The 20,041-nt window shown below is 45.2% G+C and carries 20 protein-coding genes and 1 pseudogene; 8 read left to right on the forward strand and 13 right to left on the reverse strand.

The annotated features are described in order from the left end of the window. Positions 1 to 79: 79 nt before the first annotated feature. The 4 genes from L5M18_RS15040 to L5M18_RS15055 all read right to left on the reverse strand — a co-directional run bounded on the left by L5M18_RS15040 (position 80) and on the right by L5M18_RS15055 (position 4,047). Positions 80 to 1,495 carry an amidohydrolase gene (locus tag L5M18_RS15040; protein WP_263197558.1) on the reverse strand — a complete coding sequence of 472 codons (1,416 nt, stop codon included), beginning with the start codon at positions 1,493 to 1,495 and terminating at the stop codon, positions 80 to 82. Between the two features lie 632 nt (positions 1,496 to 2,127). After that, positions 2,128 to 2,574 (reverse strand): hypothetical protein, encoded by a 447-nt coding sequence (locus L5M18_RS15045; protein WP_263197560.1) that lies wholly within the window; start codon positions 2,572 to 2,574, stop codon positions 2,128 to 2,130. 70 nt (positions 2,575 to 2,644) lie between these two features. Next, positions 2,645 to 2,989, reverse strand: coding sequence for a hypothetical protein (locus tag L5M18_RS15050; protein ID WP_259524025.1), 345 nt, complete (start codon positions 2,987 to 2,989; stop codon positions 2,645 to 2,647). Between the two features lie 338 nt (positions 2,990 to 3,327). Then, on the reverse strand, positions 3,328 to 4,047 hold the full coding sequence (locus L5M18_RS15055) for an ArsR/SmtB family transcription factor (RefSeq protein ID WP_263197563.1): 720 nt from the start codon (positions 4,045 to 4,047) through the stop codon (positions 3,328 to 3,330). Between the two features lie 109 nt (positions 4,048 to 4,156). On the opposite strand from L5M18_RS15055, the gene L5M18_RS15060 reads away from it, so the two are divergent. Genes L5M18_RS15060 through L5M18_RS15070 form a run of 3 tightly spaced genes read left to right on the forward strand, consistent with a single transcriptional unit; the run spans position 4,157 to position 5,470 of the window. Further along, a complete protein-coding gene (locus L5M18_RS15060; RefSeq protein WP_263197565.1) occupies positions 4,157 to 4,495 on the forward strand; it encodes an NIPSNAP family protein in 339 nt (112 codons plus the stop codon). Then, a complete protein-coding gene (locus L5M18_RS15065) occupies positions 4,492 to 4,821 on the forward strand; it encodes an antibiotic biosynthesis monooxygenase family protein (protein ID WP_263197566.1) in 330 nt (109 codons plus the stop codon). The genes L5M18_RS15060 and L5M18_RS15065 overlap by 4 nt, the downstream gene beginning before the upstream one ends. Before the next feature lies 1 nt (position 4,822). Next, a complete protein-coding gene (locus L5M18_RS15070; RefSeq protein WP_263197568.1) occupies positions 4,823 to 5,470 on the forward strand; it encodes a DUF6058 family natural product biosynthesis protein in 648 nt (215 codons plus the stop codon). Between the two features lie 46 nt (positions 5,471 to 5,516). Here L5M18_RS15070 and L5M18_RS15075 read toward each other — a convergent pair whose 3' ends face one another. Both L5M18_RS15075 and L5M18_RS15080 read right to left on the reverse strand, forming a co-directional pair. Then, entirely contained in the window at positions 5,517 to 6,167 is a 651-nt protein-coding gene (locus L5M18_RS15075) for a class I SAM-dependent methyltransferase (RefSeq protein WP_263197570.1), read from the reverse strand. Positions 6,168 to 6,272: 105 nt separating this feature from the next. Continuing rightward, a complete protein-coding gene (locus tag L5M18_RS15080; protein ID WP_263197572.1) occupies positions 6,273 to 6,644 on the reverse strand; it encodes a hypothetical protein in 372 nt (123 codons plus the stop codon). Positions 6,645 to 6,936: 292 nt separating this feature from the next. Between L5M18_RS15080 and L5M18_RS15085 the strand changes: the two genes are divergently transcribed. Then, positions 6,937 to 9,057: a putative bifunctional diguanylate cyclase/phosphodiesterase gene (locus L5M18_RS15085; RefSeq protein WP_212599549.1), complete on the forward strand. Its 2,121-nt coding sequence runs from the start codon at positions 6,937 to 6,939 to the stop codon at positions 9,055 to 9,057. A gap of 680 nt (positions 9,058 to 9,737) precedes the next feature. Here the strand turns inward: L5M18_RS15085 and L5M18_RS15090 are convergent. After that, entirely contained in the window at positions 9,738 to 10,358 is a 621-nt protein-coding gene (locus L5M18_RS15090; RefSeq protein WP_263197573.1) for a tRNA-uridine aminocarboxypropyltransferase, read from the reverse strand. A gap of 142 nt (positions 10,359 to 10,500) precedes the next feature. Further along, positions 10,501 to 11,709: a multidrug effflux MFS transporter gene (locus L5M18_RS15095; RefSeq protein WP_113940291.1), complete on the reverse strand. Its 1,209-nt coding sequence runs from the start codon at positions 11,707 to 11,709 to the stop codon at positions 10,501 to 10,503. Between the two features lie 113 nt (positions 11,710 to 11,822). Here L5M18_RS15095 and L5M18_RS15100 point away from each other — a divergent pair, with 113 nt between their 5' ends. Further along, entirely contained in the window at positions 11,823 to 12,794 is a 972-nt protein-coding gene (locus L5M18_RS15100; protein WP_113940290.1) for a LysR family transcriptional regulator, read from the forward strand. Between the two features lie 83 nt (positions 12,795 to 12,877). Here the strand turns inward: L5M18_RS15100 and L5M18_RS15105 are convergent, their stop codons facing one another. Then, positions 12,878 to 14,749 (reverse strand): methyl-accepting chemotaxis protein, encoded by a 1,872-nt coding sequence (locus L5M18_RS15105; RefSeq protein WP_263197574.1) that lies wholly within the window; start codon positions 14,747 to 14,749, stop codon positions 12,878 to 12,880. Between the two features lie 376 nt (positions 14,750 to 15,125). On the opposite strand from L5M18_RS15105, the gene L5M18_RS15110 reads away from it, so the two are divergent. After that, positions 15,126 to 15,473: a hypothetical protein gene (locus L5M18_RS15110; protein ID WP_173497987.1), complete on the forward strand. Its 348-nt coding sequence runs from the start codon at positions 15,126 to 15,128 to the stop codon at positions 15,471 to 15,473. Between the two features lie 22 nt (positions 15,474 to 15,495). Here L5M18_RS15110 and L5M18_RS15115 read toward each other — a convergent pair whose 3' ends face one another. Both L5M18_RS15115 and L5M18_RS15120 read right to left on the reverse strand, forming a co-directional pair. Then, positions 15,496 to 16,974 carry a DUF4145 domain-containing protein gene (locus tag L5M18_RS15115; protein ID WP_263197575.1) on the reverse strand — a complete coding sequence of 493 codons (1,479 nt, stop codon included), beginning with the start codon at positions 16,972 to 16,974 and terminating at the stop codon, positions 15,496 to 15,498. A 33-nt stretch (positions 16,975 to 17,007) separates the two neighbouring features. Then, the gene (locus tag L5M18_RS15120) at positions 17,008 to 17,715 is read right to left on the reverse strand and encodes a hypothetical protein (protein ID WP_105250588.1); all 708 of its coding nucleotides are present in this window, start codon (positions 17,713 to 17,715) and stop codon (positions 17,008 to 17,010) included. Positions 17,716 to 17,905: 190 nt separating this feature from the next. On the opposite strand from L5M18_RS15120, the gene L5M18_RS15125 reads away from it, so the two are divergent. Both L5M18_RS15125 and L5M18_RS15130 read left to right on the forward strand, forming a co-directional pair. Continuing rightward, a complete protein-coding gene (locus tag L5M18_RS15125; RefSeq protein ID WP_168827259.1) occupies positions 17,906 to 18,436 on the forward strand; it encodes a DUF2780 domain-containing protein in 531 nt (176 codons plus the stop codon). A 100-nt stretch (positions 18,437 to 18,536) separates the two neighbouring features. After that, a complete protein-coding gene (locus L5M18_RS15130) occupies positions 18,537 to 18,998 on the forward strand; it encodes a TerB family tellurite resistance protein (RefSeq protein ID WP_105250590.1) in 462 nt (153 codons plus the stop codon). A 177-nt stretch (positions 18,999 to 19,175) separates the two neighbouring features. Here the strand turns inward: L5M18_RS15130 and L5M18_RS15135 are convergent. Both L5M18_RS15135 and L5M18_RS15140 read right to left on the reverse strand, forming a co-directional pair. Next, positions 19,176 to 19,808, reverse strand: a pseudogene (locus tag L5M18_RS15135) (HDOD domain-containing protein); the annotation flags it as partial. Between the two features lie 42 nt (positions 19,809 to 19,850). Continuing rightward, positions 19,851 to 20,041: transposase (locus L5M18_RS15140; RefSeq protein ID WP_263193192.1), on the reverse strand; the 191-nt coding region annotated here is incomplete at its 5' end.

The following is a 20,041-nucleotide window of genomic DNA, read 5'->3' on the forward strand; positions in this document are numbered from 1 at the left end:
GCGCAGGAAGCTTATCCCGCGCCAATTTTTTGTAAGCTCAAGTTATACCGCAGCGCTTACGGAATAATACGTTAGCCACTTATTGGGCTTTGAGTGCCGTTAACGCCACTTTGGTCATGGCCTCAACGCCCACTTTTAGCGCACTTTCATCCACATAAAATGCCGGCGAATGATTGTTGGCCGCCGTTTCAGGGTTCGTTCCTTTTGGCGTCACCCCGAGGAAGAAAAACATCCCCGGTGTTTCTAAGGCATAGTAAGCAAAGTCTTCGGCACCTGTGATTAATCCGGGTTCGATCAGCATCTTATCGCCCACGACACTGGCGAGCACGGGCCGCATGCTGGCGACTAATTCGGGATTGTTGACCACCACAGGATAGCCTTGGTGGATCTCAGTAGTCGCAGTCGCCCCTAAGGTTTTCGCCGACAGCTGTGCCATTTGCGCTAAACGCACTTTGATATCGGCGCGCATGGGTTGGTCGAAGGTGCGAATCGTGCCAATCAGCTCGACTTCATCGGGAATAATGTTAGAGCGAATGCCACCATTTACCGCACCAAAACTCACCACCGCCGGCGCTTTAGTGATATCCACCTGACGGCTGACGATCGTTTGCACGTTAGTGATAATTTGTGCCGCAGCGACAATAGGATCAACCCCATTCCAAGGTCGTGAACCGTGGGTTTGGCTGCCTTTCACTTTGATAGTAAAAGAGTCTTCACTCGCCATTGCTGGACCACTGCGCAGGCCAATCATGCCACTCGGCATACTCGAGGTGACATGCATACCAAATACTTGCTCGGGTTTGCGCTGAGCAAACAGCCCTTCTTTGAGCATCAATTCCGCACCGCCCTCTTCACCCTCCGGTGCACCTTCTTCAGCGGGTTGGAAGATAAACATCACATCCCCCGCTAGGCTGTCTTTCACTTTCACGAGGTTTTCAGCCACCCCCATCAACATGGCCACATGGGTATCGTGCCCACAGGCATGCATCACACCCACTTTTTGATCGCGATAAGTGTCTGTCACCTTAGAGGCAAAAGGCACATCGACCACTTCAGTCACAGGCAGTGCATCCATATCCGCTCGAATCGCAATCAACGGACCAGGCTTGCCGCCCTTCAGCTTCCCGCCTTTCAAAATGGCCACCACGCCCGTATGCGCCACACCCGTTTGTACTTCTAATCCTAAGGATTTCAGATGTTTTTCAATAATCTTGCTGGTGCGAAACTCACGGTTAGACAACTCAGGGTGTTGATGCAAATCACGACGCCAGTCGATCACCTTTTGCTCCACACCCGCCGCCAACTTAGCCGCATCAGGCATAGCACTGGTCGCCGCTTGCGCCGAACTCAAACCCGCGGCCATAAAGCTCAAGGCGAGAGCAGAAGCGATTAAGGTCCTGGAAAAAATGGCTTTGTTTGCAGAGGATTTAAAACCAAATGCCTTTGGGATTGCTGATTTTGAAATAGCAGATGGTGATACAGAGGATAAAGTCATAGCGATAGCCTATTGTTGTTTTTATAAGCTATCTAAACTACACGGACACTGAGGAATTGTTAATAGATTTAATGATGAAGGTCAATAACACAACAGGTATTAGGGACTAAAAACCGTCAGCAATAGAGATTAAGCACTGCCACTACAGTGACTCGCAGCCAGTCCGTCCATGGATGCTCGAACGTGGCATCCATGCCACGGACGGTCACTTCCATGACAGTGCTTAATGCCGTTAATTCCGGCGTACATATTTAGCTTATTTCTCATCCACAACATCTATTAATGGATGAATCACGCAGTTCTTTAGGCGCAAATTTGCACGACCATAGGCTGATATGCATTCCCTTGTTTCGCATTGAATCAGTTCTCTAGAGATTTGATTCATCTTAAGGGGAAAAACGCCCCAGAATAGCCGCAAACTGGGCAATAGGACGTGGTTTAGCGGCTGACGTGAATCACGTCTGGGGTAGAGTGATTCACGAGCTTAGTTTGAGGCAATTCTGAGTTAGATTTTTCAACACCAAATTGCTGAGTTGCGGACTAGAGAGCATAAAAATTCCTATGTGATAGCGCCAGGAGTCCCACGCAGAGCCAGCAAAACACGCCAAAATCATTCCAAAACGTCACCTTGATTACTTTGGTAGCTGCTCATATTCAAGTTCTAATACTTTTAGCTCTCTAAGTAATTCGGTGACAATTTGGCTAACTTCAACTGATTGCGCATATATTTCGCAACCTTTTCTATGAAGTTCTTCGTTACTTATACCACTAATTTGATCACGAAAATTTTGAAAAAAGGCGTCATGTGCCAACTGATTTCGAGCGTCACATGCTTTTTTAATTTTGGCACTTAATTCCTTATTTTTGCATAATTTTCGGAAATTAGTATTTAATCGTTGAAGGCCCCCTTTTTCTATATTATTTCCATTAAAATCATAAGATAACGTCTCTGAATCTTGAATTTTCAATCGAATAACATCATACGAAGTAGTGATATATTTTCTGAGAATAGATTCTACAAACTGAAACTCTTTTAGTGCACTAAACAGTGCTTTTTCATAATTTTTTTTGTAACTCAACTTTATCTAATAACCTAACATTCCCCTTGAGTAGTTAACGCCTTTCACATCGTAGTCAGAGTGAGTAATATTATGTTTTATATGTATAAGTACACGTAGTATTTGCGATACCAGTTACACCATTATATTCATGAGCCGTTATATTCACTGTGCTCCAAGATACAGGGGTATACTCTTTAGCTACTGAATTTAGTACATCAGAGCACTCTTGGTAATCAGCTTGTGTATCAGGAAGGAACCTATGAACACTACGAAAAGCTACAACAATAAACCCTTGTTCAGTATGTTTGCTGCTGTATTCTGAAGTCGCATCATACGTTACTGGACCAACATGATTTACTAGCTTTAACGTAGGTGCGGCACAGCCAGAAAGAAACACCAAAAGGCATGTAGATAATAAAGATTTTAAGTTCATGATATTCTATATCCTAACGGTATTTTCGTTCGAGATATTATCTAATTTTTTCATAACAAAAGACACAATTAGAAATTATATCGGTGATAATTTACTGGCGCATATCATTTCATTATTGCGTATGAGTGTTTACCTCATTGAGAGAACCAGACTAGGTAAGTTTGATTCACGGATTTTAACGACCATGTATTTAAACCTCGTCCTAAAGACATTTTATAAAAACCTTCAGGTCACATATTTTTATTGATAAATTTCTTCAAACCATCGGACTGGCGGCGCGCTGTTAAACAAGGCCAAGACGCTATATATCATTGGTAAAATAGACCAATTTACCTTGTCTATTTTGTCGCAATGCCATAGTCAGCACGAAAGGATTTTAACCCTCGGCTTGAAAATTTTAAGGCACGGGTGTCGAGGGCTTTCTCTGCCCAGCCTTTAGCCAAAATATCCTTAAGAACCCATTGACCTAGAACACCAGCAAGATGACTGCGACGCTCGCTCCAATCGAGGCATGACTTACATAAAGGACGGCGAGATTGACGACTTTTCGGCACATCGAATACATCATCTGATGTACCCAGCAACGAGTGTTCTACGCCACGTTTGGCAAAAAAGGTCATCCCTGCCGCGGTGATTTTTGTTTCGCCCCCTTCATGGGCGATCAAATTCTGCCGACTTAAGCTGTCGTAAAGCGCAACCCCCAATTCACCCGCGAGATGATCATAACAAACGCGAGCCAGTCTCAATCTAGGGTCCGCGGGCCCATGGATTACCTTAGGGCTCGCAATGGCAACGCTCATGTTGAGCAGACTTTCCAACAGTTCGGCCACTTGGCGACTCTGCAGCTGAAAATACTTATGCCTCCCCTGCTTACGCACGAGCAATAGTTCGCCTTCAACCAACTTAGTTAAATGGCTGCTGGCAGTCTGCGGTGTGATGTCTGCTTCAAGAGCCAGTTCTGTCGCCGTCAATGCCTGTCCGCCCATAAGAGCAATCAACATACGTGAGCGGGCGGCGTCACCAATCAAGTTGGCAATAAAGGCAATATTTGGTTCCATGCTTGTAATCTCATTCGGGGACAGTTCGATAACCATCGAAGCATTAAGTTTTCAGGTAATTACAATGCAGCTAAAACCTTTACCACACTAGTCAATGGCGCCAAACACTATGAAAATTACCTGTTTTATCGAATACAAAATAGACCCCTTCAAATTGGAACAATTTGCCCAATATGCTGAAAACTGGGGCGATATTATTCCAGCCTACGGTGGCGAACTCCTTGGCTACTTTCTGCCACACGAAGGCACCAATGACACTGCATATGGTCTCATTAGCTTCGATAGTCTGGCCCACTATGAACGCTATAGAGACAAACTGAAGACAGAAGCCGCAGGCAAGGCAAATTTTCAGTTGGCCAAGCAAGGAGAATTTATTTTGAGTGAAAAACGCAGTTTCCTAAAGCCGATAGCCAATACCTATCAAAGAGCTGCGGAGACAAAACTATGATGGTAGTTATTTTTGAAGTCGTGCCGAATCCCGGCTGCCAAGAAAAGTATTTAGAGATAGCCGCCGACCTGAAATCGAGCCTGAGTAACATTGAAGGATTTATTTCAATCGAACGGTTTCAGAGTATGGTCAATCCCGAACGCTTATTATCGCTGTCATTCTGGGAGAATGAGGCTGCGGTACAAGCTTGGCGACAACAGATATATCACCGGGAGGCACAAACTCAAGGACGCGAACAATTATTCGCCGATTATCGCCTGCGGGTTGCCGAAGTTGTTCGTGACTATGGCATGTTCGACCGTGCTCAGGCACCAAGGAGCAACTGATATGCTGCTACTTGAGTATCTGAACGCCCATTTTTATACTCGGCAACAACTGCTCGAAGTGACAGGGCAGACAGAAGCTAGGTTGATTAACTACCAAACTCAAGGCGTTATGCCTGCATGCTCCTATCGACTGCAGCTCAGCATAGTTTGCGATTCCGTCTTTGGCACACATAATGAACAGCTGGCAATTGAATACTATGCCAAAGGCTATGGCGCTTGGTTAACTATGCTGCATCAACTCGATACAGACACAGACATTTATCCCATCTTTCAGCGGCGCTATCTTGAAGCCATTGAAAAATTAACCGCCCCAGAAGGCAACGGCCTCGAGCGGATTCCAGACACCAATCTAGCGCAACATATACAGCAGGAATGGGAGCATTTCCTAGCTGGCACCTATGGCTTATGTACTCAATCTGGATTACCGGAAGATATTGCCGCCAAAGAACTCGCCATAATCACAATTAACGCTTTAACCAGTAAAGACGAGCTGAGTCATAACGAGTTACTCAAACTGACAACGGCAGTCACGCTGCTAGATGAGGTCAGCGCTGCATTTGCGCCGCACGAAAAATCCCGAAGTTCCCGCTATCGTCTAGTGGATGAAATACGTCGGCGTTATCGACTAGCGGATCACGCCAACACATAGCCTTAGCTGCAAAGGAAATGATTTTAGTTAAACCGCTACGACTGCATTAATTTACTTTATGCATCTCTTTATATAAGAACACTACGTCTTTATCGATGATTTCTAATCGCCAGCCATAGTGATGCGCGATCCACTCAAAAGTCGCTTCGGCGTAAAAATTGATGTGGGTGGGATCGTTTTTATAGTGCCAGCGGGCAAATGCGATTTTATCCTGCACACGCTTGGTCATGACCGCCAAAATGCCATTAGGTTTTAATAACCTATCAAGCTGGGCAAGTAACCCTGCGGCACCACTCACGTGTTCAATGACTTCGGTTAAGGTAATAAAGTCGTATTGGCGGGCTAACGTTTCGGGATTATTAGCGTAATAAAGGTCGTAATTATCTATCTGATAACCGCGCGCCTTTGCCATTAGACTCAATGCCTTACCTTCTCCGCAGCCAAAATCGAGCCCTTGGGCCAAAGTGCTAACACGGCTAAGTAGTGGCTCGAGTGTGCGATTTAAAAATGTTTGATAGCCGAGATCATCGGCATGATTCTCGTGCTTATCGTACTCGGCTTTTTCTGCCTCGGCCGAAAGATAAAACTCAGAAGGCACGCTCACCAGTTGGCAGGTTTGGCATTGCTGGTAGCTACGCTTCCTATCTTGATGATAAGCGAGTAATTCAACGCCATGACATAAGGGGCAGATATTCAACAACAATTCCTAGGAATAGTAAGGTGCATAGTAATGAGAATAGTCGTAATGCCCACAAATAATGCTAGCACTGACCAGCTGAAATCGACTATATCGATGGCCTGATTAAGGTTTAGGGATTTTACGCTCTTTTGCGGCAGCTTCTTTTGCTTCCCGTAAATATTTTTGCTCGCGACTTTCTCTTTCGTCGAACTGTTTTTGTGCCTTAAGTTTTTGCTGCGCTTCCCAATCGTTGGTTTGGGATTGTTGCTTAATTTTATCTTCCCGCTCTGTCGTCTCTTTAGTGGCTTGACGGGTCTTTTCTAATTGAGCCTGTTCTAATCGCTGTGAGTCGATGCGTGCCTTATCGGCTTTTTGCTCTAGGGTCAATCTAGGCTTTGGCGCCTCGGCGGCATTTGTTAACGCGAGATGAAAACTAAAGATGAGGACTAGCGATATTAATATTTTAGAGATTAACACTTTAAATAAATACGCCATTTCCTGTCTCCTTTATTCGATAATTGAATGAATCAATGATAAAAGCCAATTCACGCAAGATGTGCAAAACATAGCATAAAATCTGCCTAAGCTTGAAATATGCAGCAGGTGTTCTTAAAAAATATGCTTGAATACAAGTCTTAAACTACACTTTTTAAGTTTCTATTTGAGTGAAACAACAATTAGGTTTATTTTTAACCCCATTGGAATGATGTACTATTGGGCGACTTCGTGTTCAACGAAGACCTAAAAATGGGATGTGACTATTTTGCGTCACAAGGGAGTATCCTGAATGATCAGATGGCAACACTTACTTAAGAAACTCAGTACAGATGATCCTGTACTGCAAGAAAAGCTGTCTCTCTGGCAAGCACATCCCCATAAAACCCCCTTAGCCTTAATTCAAGGCTTTAGCTTTATTAGTGCCAACCAAGCCACCCTCAGTTATTTTGAGACTGAATACGATGCTTTTGTGAATGCGACTCCCTATGATTTTTCTCCGAGGATCCAATCTTCAGGCCGCAATAGTGTTGAATTTGCACGGGAAATGATCCTCGAAGCCATTGCAGGCAATAATGTTGAATTCAACTGGCTGCACATGAGCCAACAAGGCAATGAACTGCCGACTCGAATTAATCTCTATCGCTGTTATCTACAACAACAGCCCGTGGTACTCGTTGAATTACAAGCTCTTAATCGCCGCAATCAAATGCGCGAAACGATTTCTGATGGTTTTGCTCATATTCCCAAAGAAATTTTGTCGACCACGCTCGAAGAAAGTGCCGAAGCTGTGTATATCACTGACACTGATAATCAAATTTTGGCTGTCAATAAAGCCATGTGTCGTATTTGCGGCTATAGCGCTGAGCAGCTCATCAGTAAAACCCCTGAATTTTTAGAAGTAAGAACCCATAATATGGGGGAAGAAACCGAATGCCAAATCGCCTTAAAACAAAGGGGATTTTGGCAGGGCGAAACATGGAAAAGACGTTCAGATGGCAGTAACTTTCCTGCTTGGCAGAGCAGTCGTAAAATCGTCACTGAAGATGATGCTCATTATAATGTGAATATTTTCAGTGATATTAGTACTAAAAAACTATTAGAAACCCAGCTAACAACTCGAGCTATGTACGATACCTTGACTGGATTACCTAACCGGTTCCATCTCAAACAGATCCTCAATAGTGCCCTCGAAAAACTTAAAACTGATCCCCTCGCACTGGGGGCGTTGATGTTTTTAGATCTCAATGGTTTCAAGAATATCAATGACAGCTTCGGTCACTCCATGGGCGATAGAGTATTACAACTCGTCGCCGCCCGCCTCGAGGCGGGTTGCATCGAAAAGGCCGATATAGCCCGTATGGGAGGAGATGAATTTACCTTAGTGCTGCAAGACTGTAGCTGTAAAGATGAAATTCAGCTGTTTGCAGAGCAGATTCTCAGCTTATTTGAGAGCCCCTTTGAAATTGAAGGCCAAAAGTTCTTCCTCGGCACTAGCATAGGCATTGCGCTATTTCCTACCCACAGTAACCAAGCGGGACAACTGATTAGTCTTGCCGATACTGCCATGTATTGCGCTAAAAAGAGCTTACCGCATCTCGTGTTTTACGATAAGGCAATGAGCCTAGCAGCCGAGTTAAAATTACAGTTAATCAATAACCTAAGGCATGCGCATAGCCTAAAACAATTCACTCTCGCTTATCAAGCCATAGTCGATTTACACACAAATCAAACTATTGCTGCCGAAGCCCTGCTCCGCTGGCAGAAGTCACCGACAGAATATTATGAAGCTGCCGACTTTGTGCCATTGCTTGAGGAAACAGGATTAATTGTCAGCATTGGCCAATGGGTATTAGAACAGGCCTGTGTACAAGCGGCCCTCTGGCGAGCACATTATCAACCCGACTTTAGAATTTCAGTCAATGTGTCACCACTGCAATTGGAACACTTAGATTTTATCGACCAAGTGATAAATGCCTTAGAAATGGCGAAGTTACCCGCTGATGCACTGATTTTAGAAATTACCGAATCGGCATTGTTACGACAACCGGAGCAAGCACGACTCACACTCAATCGTATCAAAGCGTTAGGTGTCAGTATTGCCATCGATGATTTTGGGACTGGGTTATCGTCACTCAGTCGATTAGGGACTTTGCCAATAGACAGCGTCAAAATTGATGCCGAGTTTGCCTTGCGCTTAAACGAAGTCTCAGGACAAAAGCTCTGCAATGCTATAGTGCAACTCGCACAAGCACTCGACATTCACTTCGTCGCAGAAGGTATTGAAACTCAACAACAAAAAGACATAATGACTGACATGGGCCAAGGTTTCGCCCAAGGATTTCTATTTGGCTACCCGAGTTCAGTCGAAAACTTCACCCAAGCCTTTCTTGCGGAAAAACGCTTAGCCTAGAACAGATTTAGGACTGCCGATGTTCGCATCGGCTCGATAATCCGACCGGCGTACCGAATTAACGCTCTCGACGTTTACAACGGAAAACGAAAGATTCCGCTAAGGTTTCATCGAAATATTTTGATGGGTCGCGAACTAAGGGAAAAGATTTTCTTGCAGAAAACATACGATTTAAGCTCGATAGCCCTGCCAGCACGCTATTTACTAATAGTAATGAATGGAATCTACTCCCCTGCAAAGCCAATGATGGCCTGGCAAAGCGCTCTCATCATTATCAATAAAAAAAACCATATTTAAAGCTCAATAGCCCTGCCAGCACACCATTTACTAATAGTTATGAATGGAATAACTCCCCTGCAAAGCCAATGATGGCCTAGCAAAGCGCTCTCATCATTATCAATAAAAAAACCATATTTAAAGCTCGATAGCCCTGCCAGCACGCCATTTACTAATAGTAATGAATGGAATTACTCCCCTGCAAAGCAATTGGCTGGCAAAGCTATCTCATCATTTGCTGCGCAAATGAATCCCAGTTATTAAACCGTATTTCACATTACGTTAGCGTGATCTGAATAAGATTTTGACTATTTTAATTCGTACGGAGTCTCAAAAACTCAATAACTTAAAAGCACTAATTCATACCTAAAACATCTAAGACTCAATAGCCTTAACCCCATCAACTATACCTTACCACTGGATTCATTTGAGTTCTGATAACGAACCTGCACTGTACTCGGCATCGCCTTAATCCGCAATCCCACCATAGCATCAAATGCCATCATTAACGGCTGAACATCAAGGGTAGAATCGAGGGCGCTTAACATATAAGCGCAAGCTTCTAAGGTCGATAAACTATCGCTACGACTTGATTTACGGATCCGATAGCGCGATTCATAACCTTCAGCCAAATGCACCGCAGGATACTGGGTTAACCAAGGATTCAGTTGCAGCATTTTGAATGCCTTACGCCAAGTGCCATCGAGCAACAGCAATATACAATCAGGATTAATACGTTGCTGTTCAACACTTACACTTAACGCAGAGGGATAGACGAGATAAATAGGCTTATTACACGCCGCTAAATATTCCCGTAAACCGTTGAAATCAGACTCGCTTTCACCCACATAAACTTGCGTTTTAGGTACAGCAAGACTCAATACCCGCACACTATTCTTCTTATGTTCGACTTCACTCGGGTGCTGTAAAACCACCAACTGAGTCATTGGAGAGATAGGCTGAACACTCGCACATAAGCAAGCATTTTGCGGATAACAACAGATAACACAATAGTGACGGGACAAGCTTTACCCTCGGTTTAGTGAGTTATTTTACGAGTATACCAAAGGATAAAAGGGTATTAGACACAATAAAAAAATACCCACAGTTCGCGGTCAAACAAACTGTGGGTAAAGGGTGTACTCTGTAATTAATCAGTGCCGCGAACTAATGCTCGCCAACTAACTGCTCTTGGTGCCAGTGGTCGAATCGACTCAGCGCCATCATCAACAATAAACCGATAGAAAACACGCCCATGACGAGTGCCACTGCGTAAGGTGCAGTTAAATTCGTTTGCTGTATAAGTCCAGCTAAAACGGATGCACCACTCATCTGAATAAAACCTAGCATAGCCGCGGCAGTCCCCGCTCGCTCACCAAAAGCTGACAGCGCCATACTCGTCGCGGGGCCGAGTAAGAAGGCAAATCCCACACACAACAACATCATAGGTAACATGAAGTTAAAAGCTGCTGCCATCCCTGTATTTGGACCAAACTGTTGGCCCGCCACTGTCGCCACTGAAGACAGAACGAGTAAAGACAGAGCCAAAATAACCGTTGGACGATTACCCAGTTTGCGAATGACGATCGGTGCAGCAAAACAGGCCACGATATTGAACACAGCATTGAGCCCGAATAAACCACTAAACGCCAGCTCAGAAACCCCTAAATGCCCAATCAACCACACAGGCGCATAAGACACATAACTCAAAATTGCCGCCATAGCTGACATACAAGCAAAGGCATAAAACAAAAAGTGGGTGTTACCGAGTACAGGTTTGAATCTGCCCCAACGGTAAAGTGGGCCAGTAGTAACAGTGTTGGCTGGACGAGTCTCAGGTAAGCGATAACCGACAACGAGCATCATCAACATGGCATATAACGTCATGAAAACGAAGGTTGAACGCCAGCCGAATTGCATCGCTAACAAGCCACCTAAGGTTGGTGCTAAAGCTGGGATCACGCAAATCGCGCCATTTAAGTAACTGTAAATTTTAGCGCCTTCTTTTTGTGAGTAGCAGTCGCGCACCGCACTAAACACCACAATAGAAGTTGAACAGGCGGCTAAACCTTGCAGCACACGAGCAATCTGTAACCAATGAAATTCGATGGCCGCGGCAGCGAGAAGACTACTTGCGCCGTAGAGTAAGACCCCGAAAATGGCCACAGGACGGCGGCCATAACGGTCGGCTAATGGCCCAATCAACACTTGGCCTAAGCCCATGGCGAATAAAAACAATACGAGTGTGGATTGCACATCACTGGCAGATACGGCGAATTCTGTCGCCATAGTTGGCATTGAAGGTAAATAAATATCGATGGCTAATGGGCTGAGCAGCACCATAGACATCAGGATAGGTAACAGATTGCGCCGCATAAATAATCTCAGTTGATCAGGGAAAGGTATTTCAGTGGGCGCTATTTTAATTAACTCAAGGTATGAACAGAAATGGTATAATTTCCAAAGTAAATTTCCTCTGAGGAATATCTGTGAATATCGACAACTTAGCCAGAATCGATTTGAACTTGCTGGTCATACTCAAGGTGCTGCTAGAGGAGCAGAGTGTCACTCGCGCCGCCAGCCGATTACATATAAGTCAGTCAGCCCTCAGTAAGAGCTTAAATCGACTCAGAGAAACCTTAGATGATCCCCTATTTCAGCGCACGGCGCATGGCTTAAAACCCACCGCGCACGCCCTCATTCTTGGGCAAAAACTGCCGAATATATTGCAAGACTTGTATCAACTCACTCAGCCTCCGACCTTTAATCCTGCCAGTAGCAATCGACAATTTTCTTTTGCCATGGTGGAAAGCGCCTATGAAACCTTAATCCCATATTTTATCGGCCCTATGCTGACCACGGCACCCAACGTAAAACTCGACTCCTATGTCTGGACCGAAAAATCGATGCAGGATTTGCAGCAAGGGCAAATCGACTTTGGCATTTCAGGGCGGGATTTGCATCCACTGTCAGATTTTCAAGTAGATCGCCTGCCCGAAGGGATTGCCTATCAAACATTATTTACCGATCAACAAGTCTGCTTAGTGCGAGAGGATCACCCGCTGATGGCGGCGCTCACCTCAGAACAATGGAATTTACCCCTTTACCTCGATATGGCCCATGTGCAGGTTCGTTGTGAAGGTAGTGATTGGTGGGCACTGGATTACTTTCTTGCCGATCTTGGGCATAGACGCCGGATCAGCACGACTGTACCCGACTTTTATGGTGCAGCCAGCGTTTGCGCCCACAGCAATTTAATCTTCACTCTGCCTTCAAGCTTTGCCCGTCACGCCTGCCAACTTTATCCGCTCAAACAACTGCCACTGCCTTTCGAATTTATGCCAATGGCCTATGTGTTGTTATGGCATCAAAGAAATGATGAAGATCAAGGGCATAAATGGATTAGAGAAACCATTTGTCAAAGTGTGGCTAAGTTATTCAATCCCACAGAAATGCTTTAACACGACAAAAACGGTCAGTAAAAAGCCCGACAAAGCAAAGGCTTTATCGGGCTAATATCGAGGCACGCTATTAAGAATAGCGATTACAGAATAAATGTCGCGACTTGCGCATTCAGGTCATTAGCGCGAGCTTTTAACCCTCTCGCCTGTGCCAAATCTGCCATGGCCGACGCGGTAATCTCATCGGTCACATCTTTAATCGCAACCGTATTCTGGGTTATTTCACCCGTCACTTGAGTCTGTTCTTCCGCTGCGGTAGCAATTTGGCCTGCCATATCTGAAATCACGTTGACCGCTTGTGTGATCTCTTCAAGGGCTTTCGCCGCGGCATTTGCATCTTCTACGCTATGACCCGCTAATACTTGGCTGCTTTCCATCAAGCTGACTGCTCGAGCGGTAGTGCGTTGTAGCGTTTCAATCGTGGTATGTACTTCCTGAGTCGAATCTTGTGTACGACGTGACAGTACTCGAACTTCATCGGCAACGACCGCAAAACCACGGCCTTGCTCGCCAGCACGAGCCGCTTCAATGGCTGCGTTAAGCGCTAAAAGGTTAGTTTGCTCTGCGATCCCTTGAATTGTCGCCAGAATACTCGAGATAGACTTAGCGTGACGACTTAAATCGCCAATAACATCCGTTGCTTGAGTCACTTCATCGGCGAGTGAATTAATCGAGTTACGAGTTTTATTCACTAACTCTTTACCCTGTAAACTGCTCGCTGCAGACTGTTGAGCCGCTGTTGCCGTGTTCTCAGCATTGGCTGCAATCTCATTAGTCGCACTCGCCATTTCAGTTACCGCAGTCGCGACCATAGCGACTTCTTGCTGCTGACGTTGTAACTCCGCAACTGAAGTTTGCGTGGTGGCAAGACTACGTTCAGCATCGGCATCTAACTCATTCGCTAATTGGCGAATATGGCTGATCAGCTGATGTTGACTGCCCACAAAGCGGTTAAAGCTGTCGGCAAGCACGCCCACTTCATCTTGAGTGTCGACAGAAATACGCTGAGTTAAATCACCGTTACCATCGGCGATACGCGCCAGTGCCTGCGATACTCGGCTCAATGGGCCCAGTAACATGCCAACTAACCAAGAAATAGCTAACACACTCAAGAGCAATACAAGTGCCGATAGCCCCAGTTGGGTGAGTAACAGGCTCGAGAGTGGCGCTTCTAGCGTTTCCTTATCAAGCACTAACACTAATTCCCAATCTGTATTAGGGATATCAACGCTCCAGACTAATTTGTCACGTCCTTCATTTTCAAAATACATAGGCAACAGAGTGCCCGCTGCACGGCTCTGTTCTGGTAAGTTGCGATTAAGCTCGTTGTCGATTTCACCTATAGGTTTCATCGTCTTAGCTTGATCTTTATAAGCGATCACTGTGCCGTCTTTGTGCATCATGATGGCATAACCGTTTGCCGGTAACTTCATCCGATTAACACCGTCAACTAGGCTTGCGATAGATAAGTCACCACCCACAACACCTTGTGCGGTAGGCTGCGCCATAGTCACAACCAGAATGTTATAGGCAACATCCACGTAAGGTTTTGTCAAAATAAGACCGCGCTCACTGATGGCTTGTTGATACCAAGGGCGGCTGCGAGGATCATAGCCCGTACGATCAATACTCGGATCAGAATCCAACATTTGCCCTGCTTGAGAGCCGAAATAGGTCAGCTGAAAACGGCCCGATGCCTGTGCTTGTTGAAGTGTATTGAGGCTGTCACCTTCAACTTTGTTCGCCAGGGCTCCCATAATATCTTGGCGGCCAGCCAACCATTCTTGGATCCGCTCAGCCTGCTGTTCACCTAAGCGCTGCACTTGTTCTAGGCTGTTTTGTAACAGCTGGGATTTTTGGCTGGAATAACTTTGCCATGACAACAAACCAATCACGAGTGAAAGGGCTGCCACGACAGAGAACAGAATTTTTTGCTTGAGCGAATATGAGTTCATGTTGGCGTCTAATTAATTAACAAAGCAGTGAAACAAGAGGGTGTTTGAGCGGGTCGAACGAACATTTACAACCAATATAATAAGGCGGCTAACTGAGTTAAAACTGCAGTTAAATTTGAGCTGAATTTTCTCATATTCTGTACAGTTAGCAAAGAAATTGCTCAGATTTACATCAAAAAGATTTTAGCAAACACATATAATTAACCAACCGTTATTCGAGCAACAACATATAGATAGGCATGCAATTACATATCAAAGTAATGCGCAACACCAAAATGGCCTCCGAAGTAAAATAAAGTAAATTAATCAAGATTAACGTGACCTAGACGCACTCGCTATTGCACACTAAATGTCCACTGCCTATCGAGGAGTTCTTATGATTTTTCAACAGTTCCAACAGAGCCCACTGCAGACCCGAATTTCTGGCCCACGGGCTTGGTTAGCGATGGCAATTAGCATTAGCCTAATTTGTTTATCACTATTTTTATTGCCCTTCGTGCTCTTATTTGGCGCGATTGCGCTCGGTTGTTTAGTCCTATTTAGCCGTTTTTATATGGCACGTCAGTTGGCTAAATTTAATCAGGCTCAGGCAAACGCAACGCAGCATGCCCACGCGACAGAGGAGCCGCAGAGTCAGGTTTATGGATCTGACACTATTGTTAGGGAATCTAATGCGGCACGCCATCAAGGGCGCACTTTTGAGCATAAAGAGGATGAACACTAGTTCAATCGAAGCAAAACTGCGCTCAAGCGAGTAAGGTCTGCGCGCGTTTAAGGCTATGAATTTCGGCGGGATCTTGGGTTACCTCAAGCACATTTTCAATCTGTAATACCAGTGAACGCCACAGAGGCTCGATAATATCCGCCTCTTTTTTATTGGCATTTTGCCGTGCCAGCTTAAGTAAAGCCGCAGATCCAACGACATCAATTCGCCCTAAGATACCGTCGGCCAGTGCCATACTCAGCTCAATCATCGCAGGCACACTGTGGCTATATTTGATCACTTGGCGCAAATAATCCTCAGCTTGAGTCAAATCACTGCCAAAGGCATTGTCATCATTGAGCATATGCTGCGCCCGCGTGAGCATAGCATCGAGTTGTCCTTGCTCGGCAGCTTCGGCCATCCAATGCTCACTGGCAATCATATCTCGAGTACAGCCATCTCCATTGGCAAGCATTAATGCTAAATGATACTGGGCATGGGGATAACCTGCTTGCGCGGCTTTGCTTATAAAATGATAGGCTTGAGTTAAGTTCTTTTGCTGGTAATGCAACACACCTAGATTCGCCATCGCTTCAGTTTGCTCGCCATCTGCCGCACCTTGTAAATATTGCTGTGCTAACTTGCTGTCGGGTTGAAACGACTCACTGCCTACAAGATAAAAATATCCCAATAACGCCATCGCATTGACCACACCTGCTGCTGCTGCAGTGGCAATGATCTGTTCACCTTTAGCCACTTCTGGCGCGCCTTGATAACCGTGGATCAGTGCTACGCCATGCTCATGTAAGGCTTCCATGTGCTTAGGTGCCGCAAGGGAAAACCAATAGGCCGCTCGGGCAAAACTGTCAGCTGCGCTAATGTGAGAAATGGTATTTAGAGGTGAAACTGTGGATAAATCTTGGCTTGATATAGCTTCGGCTTCTGCCGCAAGTTCTTGCTCTTTGAGCAGTTCTTGTTCTTTCAGTATCAAAGCCTTGGTCTTAAACGATATCCCAACCAAATACTGCGCTTGCGGGTCATCTTCCATCACAGCGCGGTAGCACAAATCCCTCACCGTCATAGCGTCAGTCGCTTCATAACAGTAGGCAGGGGCAACTCGACCTTTAACCTTAGGATACAAGTGCTCGACTAAAGTCAGGACATCTTTAATGGATTTTTGCGCTAGCGCGAGTAATTGTTCCTGGGTGAGATGGTATTTCTCAGGATGAGCACCGCGGTTACCGTCGGCACGCAATCGATGCAGGGCACGAGTGGTCTTCACATCAATCACGCGCCGCTGATTTAGCTGTTCGATCCTATCGTATAAATTCGGACTCGAAAACGCGATTTGCTTATCTTGCCCCAGTAACTCTGTAAGTTTATGGGTAAAACTGCGAATGTGTAGCAGCGACTGTGTCGGCACATCCTGCACATAGCTTTTCGCCTTGAGGTAATCATCACTCAAGGAGACCGAAAAATCGTGGATAAACTCACTATCCTTAATGACTGTTTTCGTCCCCATGAGTGATTCCCTACAGGCTGAATTGATGTTGCACTATTCGACGCTTGGTTTTTTCGACACCATATATAAGCGGAACAAAGCGACGTTAACGAATAATCCAATAAAAGACATAAAAGTATCCGCTAACATTTGCACAGGTAATCCGCCCATGGATGCTAACCCAGAAAGCTGGCTACCTATGACGGAGAGTGGTAAATATAACATCAATAATGCAATGGTTTTCAGTACGATAGGGCCACTAAAACTAAAACTACCCTTAATCGCTTCTAGCGGTGTTAAGCGCTCAACCACAACCATAAAGTTAACATAGGCTAAACGCGCAAAGAGATAGAAGCTAATTACCAATCCTACCAGCCACACTGGACCGAAGGCGGCAAACAGCATCACTGGTGCTAAAATCGCTAGACCAGAAAACACCCCAGCCAATAATAATGGTGGAACAAACGGTAAACTCGCCTTCAACACCACTCCCGCTGAAGGACTATGCCCTTGTGAGCGCAGTTCTAAAAACAGAGTCAAAGCGGCAATTAATACCGAAAAAGTAAGTAGTAACAGCATCATGGCGATCATATGCGGAGCGCCAAACTGTGGGTTTTCTAGATCAACTTTACTCATCTCTATACCAAGCCATAACTGGATCCCCACTTGGATCAAGAGTAATGGGATCGTCAGCATAGCGAGTTGCGCCAGATGATTACGGAAGAAGTTATAGGCTTCTGACAAAATTGCGGATAGTGACATGCGACTTTCCAAATAATTGAAATGAATTAACACTTAGAATTGCCGCTAAGGATACCGAAAATCCCTTGGCAATGCACAGTAGAAATCACCAGTGTGAACCGTAAATCACAGAAAACTACTGCAACAAAAGTGACAAACCCGCTAAACTGTCCAGCGAACTCGTGCGCAAACCATCAAAGGACGCTTCCATATGAAACACACTCTGACCTTCTCTATCCTCCTCAGCACTTGTATTTTAGCGGCGCCCGCCAGTGCAGGCTGGTTAGATAACTTGGCAGGAACTCAAGCCAAAACTGAAAAAGCGACCACTACAGCAGCGGCAACTCAGTCGAATGATTTAGTTGGCAGCGTCATGTCACAATTGGGTTTAAACCAAACTCAAGCCGAAGGTGGCTTAGGCAGTTTATTAGGCTTAGCGCAATCAAGCCTAGGAACAACCGACTACTCAAAACTGGCTGCCAGCATTCCTAATGCCGATAGTTTGCTCGCCGCTGCGCCTAAATTGGACTCAAAATCGGGTGTTTCTGGCTTATTATCCAAAGCGGGTGATTTAGGTTCATCACTGCAAGGCAGTGCTATGGTTTTAGACGCCTTTGAAAAATTGGGCATTTCTAAAGATCTAGCAATGCCAATGATCAACATAGCTAAGTCTTACTTAGATACCAATGGCACTGAAGGCACCTCAGACTTACTGGTGAAAGGTCTGAACTCGCTACTGTAATTCAGTCTTACCTCACCCTAAGCAATACAAGGTTTAGGGTGAACTTTCACTTCCCAATCGACTCTACTTTATATTCCCTCCAGCATGAGAACCGCCAAATATGATTGCGAAATTAAGACGATTTTTTGAAGCTCATACTCAAGCAGTCTCCCCTGAAGACAAGGCACATCAACTTAAACTGGCCGCAGCGAGTATGTTACTTGAAGTCGTATTTGCCGATGAGACCTTAACGGCAGAGGAAGAAGCCTTATTACCTAAGCTGCTAACCGATACCTTATCAATGTCAGAAGTAGACGCTAAGATACTGATTGATGAAGCTAAAAGCGTACAAGGCAGCGCGACCTCACTCTTTGAATTCACCTCAGCCATTAACGCTGAATTTAGCCTAGCGCAAAAGCAGCAATTGCTGCTCGCAATGTGGCAACTGGCCTACGCCGATGGCCAGCTATCCCAATATGAAGACCAGATCATTCGACGCACCGCCGATTTGTTGCACCTCAAACACAGCGAGTTGATCCAAATGCGTAATCTTGCCATAGCTGCAACCCAACAAACTGGCTAGCCACATCCACTATTCAATCAAAGTGCAAATCAACAAAAGCCCATAAAAAAGCGTGAATGCGAAACACCCGTTCCCCATTAACGCGATTGCTTTCTTAAGACTAAATTGATATCGCTCTTTGGCTAAAAATATTTTTACTGCCGCCCTACTCACCAAAAAACTAAGCGAAACAAAATTCTAAGCTAACGCTTTACCGATTTCATATCCCGAACCGTGTAATTCAGTCAACTTAGTCCTTAGCCCGCCCATCTCCATCTTCAATCCTTTCTTAGTCGCTAATTGAGATAACCAACTGGTTTTCTCCTCATCCTCAATCGTATCCCACTCATCTAGAACTTTGTAAGATAAGCATAATAACGCAGCAAGTTTTGAAAATGGGTTTGAATCCTTAGGGTGGTCTTGATACAAAATGCCTTGCACTAACGCTGGTGTAAACTTCCAATTTTTCGCTAGTAATGCGCCAATATCCGGGGAATCATATCCGAGTAACTCGCGCTCAAACTGATGCTTATCTTTACCCTGCGCCACAGCTTCGGCAATTTTCGCCGCATCTTCAGGCGATACTGCCGCAATCAATAAATCGCCAATACGATGTAAGATACCGCAAGTAAAAGCTTCTTCTGGGACAGCACCACAACGCTTTGCCATTTCTTGACTATAAAGCGCAATCTCAAAGGTTTGCCCCCAAAACTGGGCTAAATCTATTCCTTCACACTTAGGGACTGCACCAATCACCGCCGATGCGAGCACTAAGGTTCGTAAGGTTTGCATCCCAAGACGCACAACAGCTTCATCGTAAGCGTCCATTTTAGGACGTATTGACGCCTTATAGATTTCGGCCAAGCATCCTGGCTAGATGTCTTTCATGATCTGCACCAGTCCTGGTGGGATTTTCCACTGGCGGTTATCATCGCTGACCACCATCACTGATTTCTTGTTGATTTTGATAACCACCCCGAACACTTGGCCTTCTTTGGCCTTGAAGTGGACTTTTTGGCCTAAACGTAGCTGGCTTAGAACATTGATGTCGTTTTGCAAACGTA

The organism is Shewanella sp. SM20, assembly GCF_025654545.1.
GTDB classification, from domain to species: Bacteria; Pseudomonadota; Gammaproteobacteria; order Enterobacterales; family Shewanellaceae; genus Shewanella; species Shewanella oncorhynchi.

Bases quoted from the DNA above. Each gene is read 5' to 3' on its own strand.
- L5M18_RS15040 (WP_263197558.1), bottom strand. From the start codon at position 1,495: ATGACTTTATCCTCTGTATCACCATCTGCTATTTCAAAATCAGCAATC.
- L5M18_RS15050 (WP_259524025.1), bottom strand. From the start codon at position 2,989: ATGAACTTAAAATCTTTATTATCTACATGCCTTTTGGTGTTTCTTTCT.
- L5M18_RS15055 (WP_263197563.1), bottom strand. From the start codon at position 4,047: ATGGAACCAAATATTGCCTTTATTGCCAACTTGATTGGTGACGCCGCC.
- L5M18_RS15060 (WP_263197565.1), top strand. From the start codon at position 4,157: ATGAAAATTACCTGTTTTATCGAATACAAAATAGACCCCTTCAAATTG.
- L5M18_RS15065 (WP_263197566.1), top strand. From the start codon at position 4,492: ATGATGGTAGTTATTTTTGAAGTCGTGCCGAATCCCGGCTGCCAAGAA.
- L5M18_RS15070 (WP_263197568.1), top strand. From the start codon at position 4,823: ATGCTGCTACTTGAGTATCTGAACGCCCATTTTTATACTCGGCAACAA.
- L5M18_RS15080 (WP_263197572.1), bottom strand. From the start codon at position 6,644: ATGGCGTATTTATTTAAAGTGTTAATCTCTAAAATATTAATATCGCTA.
- L5M18_RS15085 (WP_212599549.1), top strand. From the start codon at position 6,937: ATGATCAGATGGCAACACTTACTTAAGAAACTCAGTACAGATGATCCT.
- L5M18_RS15095 (WP_113940291.1), bottom strand. From the start codon at position 11,709: ATGCGGCGCAATCTGTTACCTATCCTGATGTCTATGGTGCTGCTCAGC.
- L5M18_RS15105 (WP_263197574.1), bottom strand. From the start codon at position 14,749: ATGAACTCATATTCGCTCAAGCAAAAAATTCTGTTCTCTGTCGTGGCA.
- L5M18_RS15110 (WP_173497987.1), top strand. From the start codon at position 15,126: ATGATTTTTCAACAGTTCCAACAGAGCCCACTGCAGACCCGAATTTCT.
- L5M18_RS15115 (WP_263197575.1), bottom strand. From the start codon at position 16,974: ATGGGGACGAAAACAGTCATTAAGGATAGTGAGTTTATCCACGATTTT.
- L5M18_RS15120 (WP_105250588.1), bottom strand. From the start codon at position 17,715: ATGTCACTATCCGCAATTTTGTCAGAAGCCTATAACTTCTTCCGTAAT.
- L5M18_RS15125 (WP_168827259.1), top strand. From the start codon at position 17,906: ATGAAACACACTCTGACCTTCTCTATCCTCCTCAGCACTTGTATTTTA.
- L5M18_RS15130 (WP_105250590.1), top strand. From the start codon at position 18,537: ATGATTGCGAAATTAAGACGATTTTTTGAAGCTCATACTCAAGCAGTC.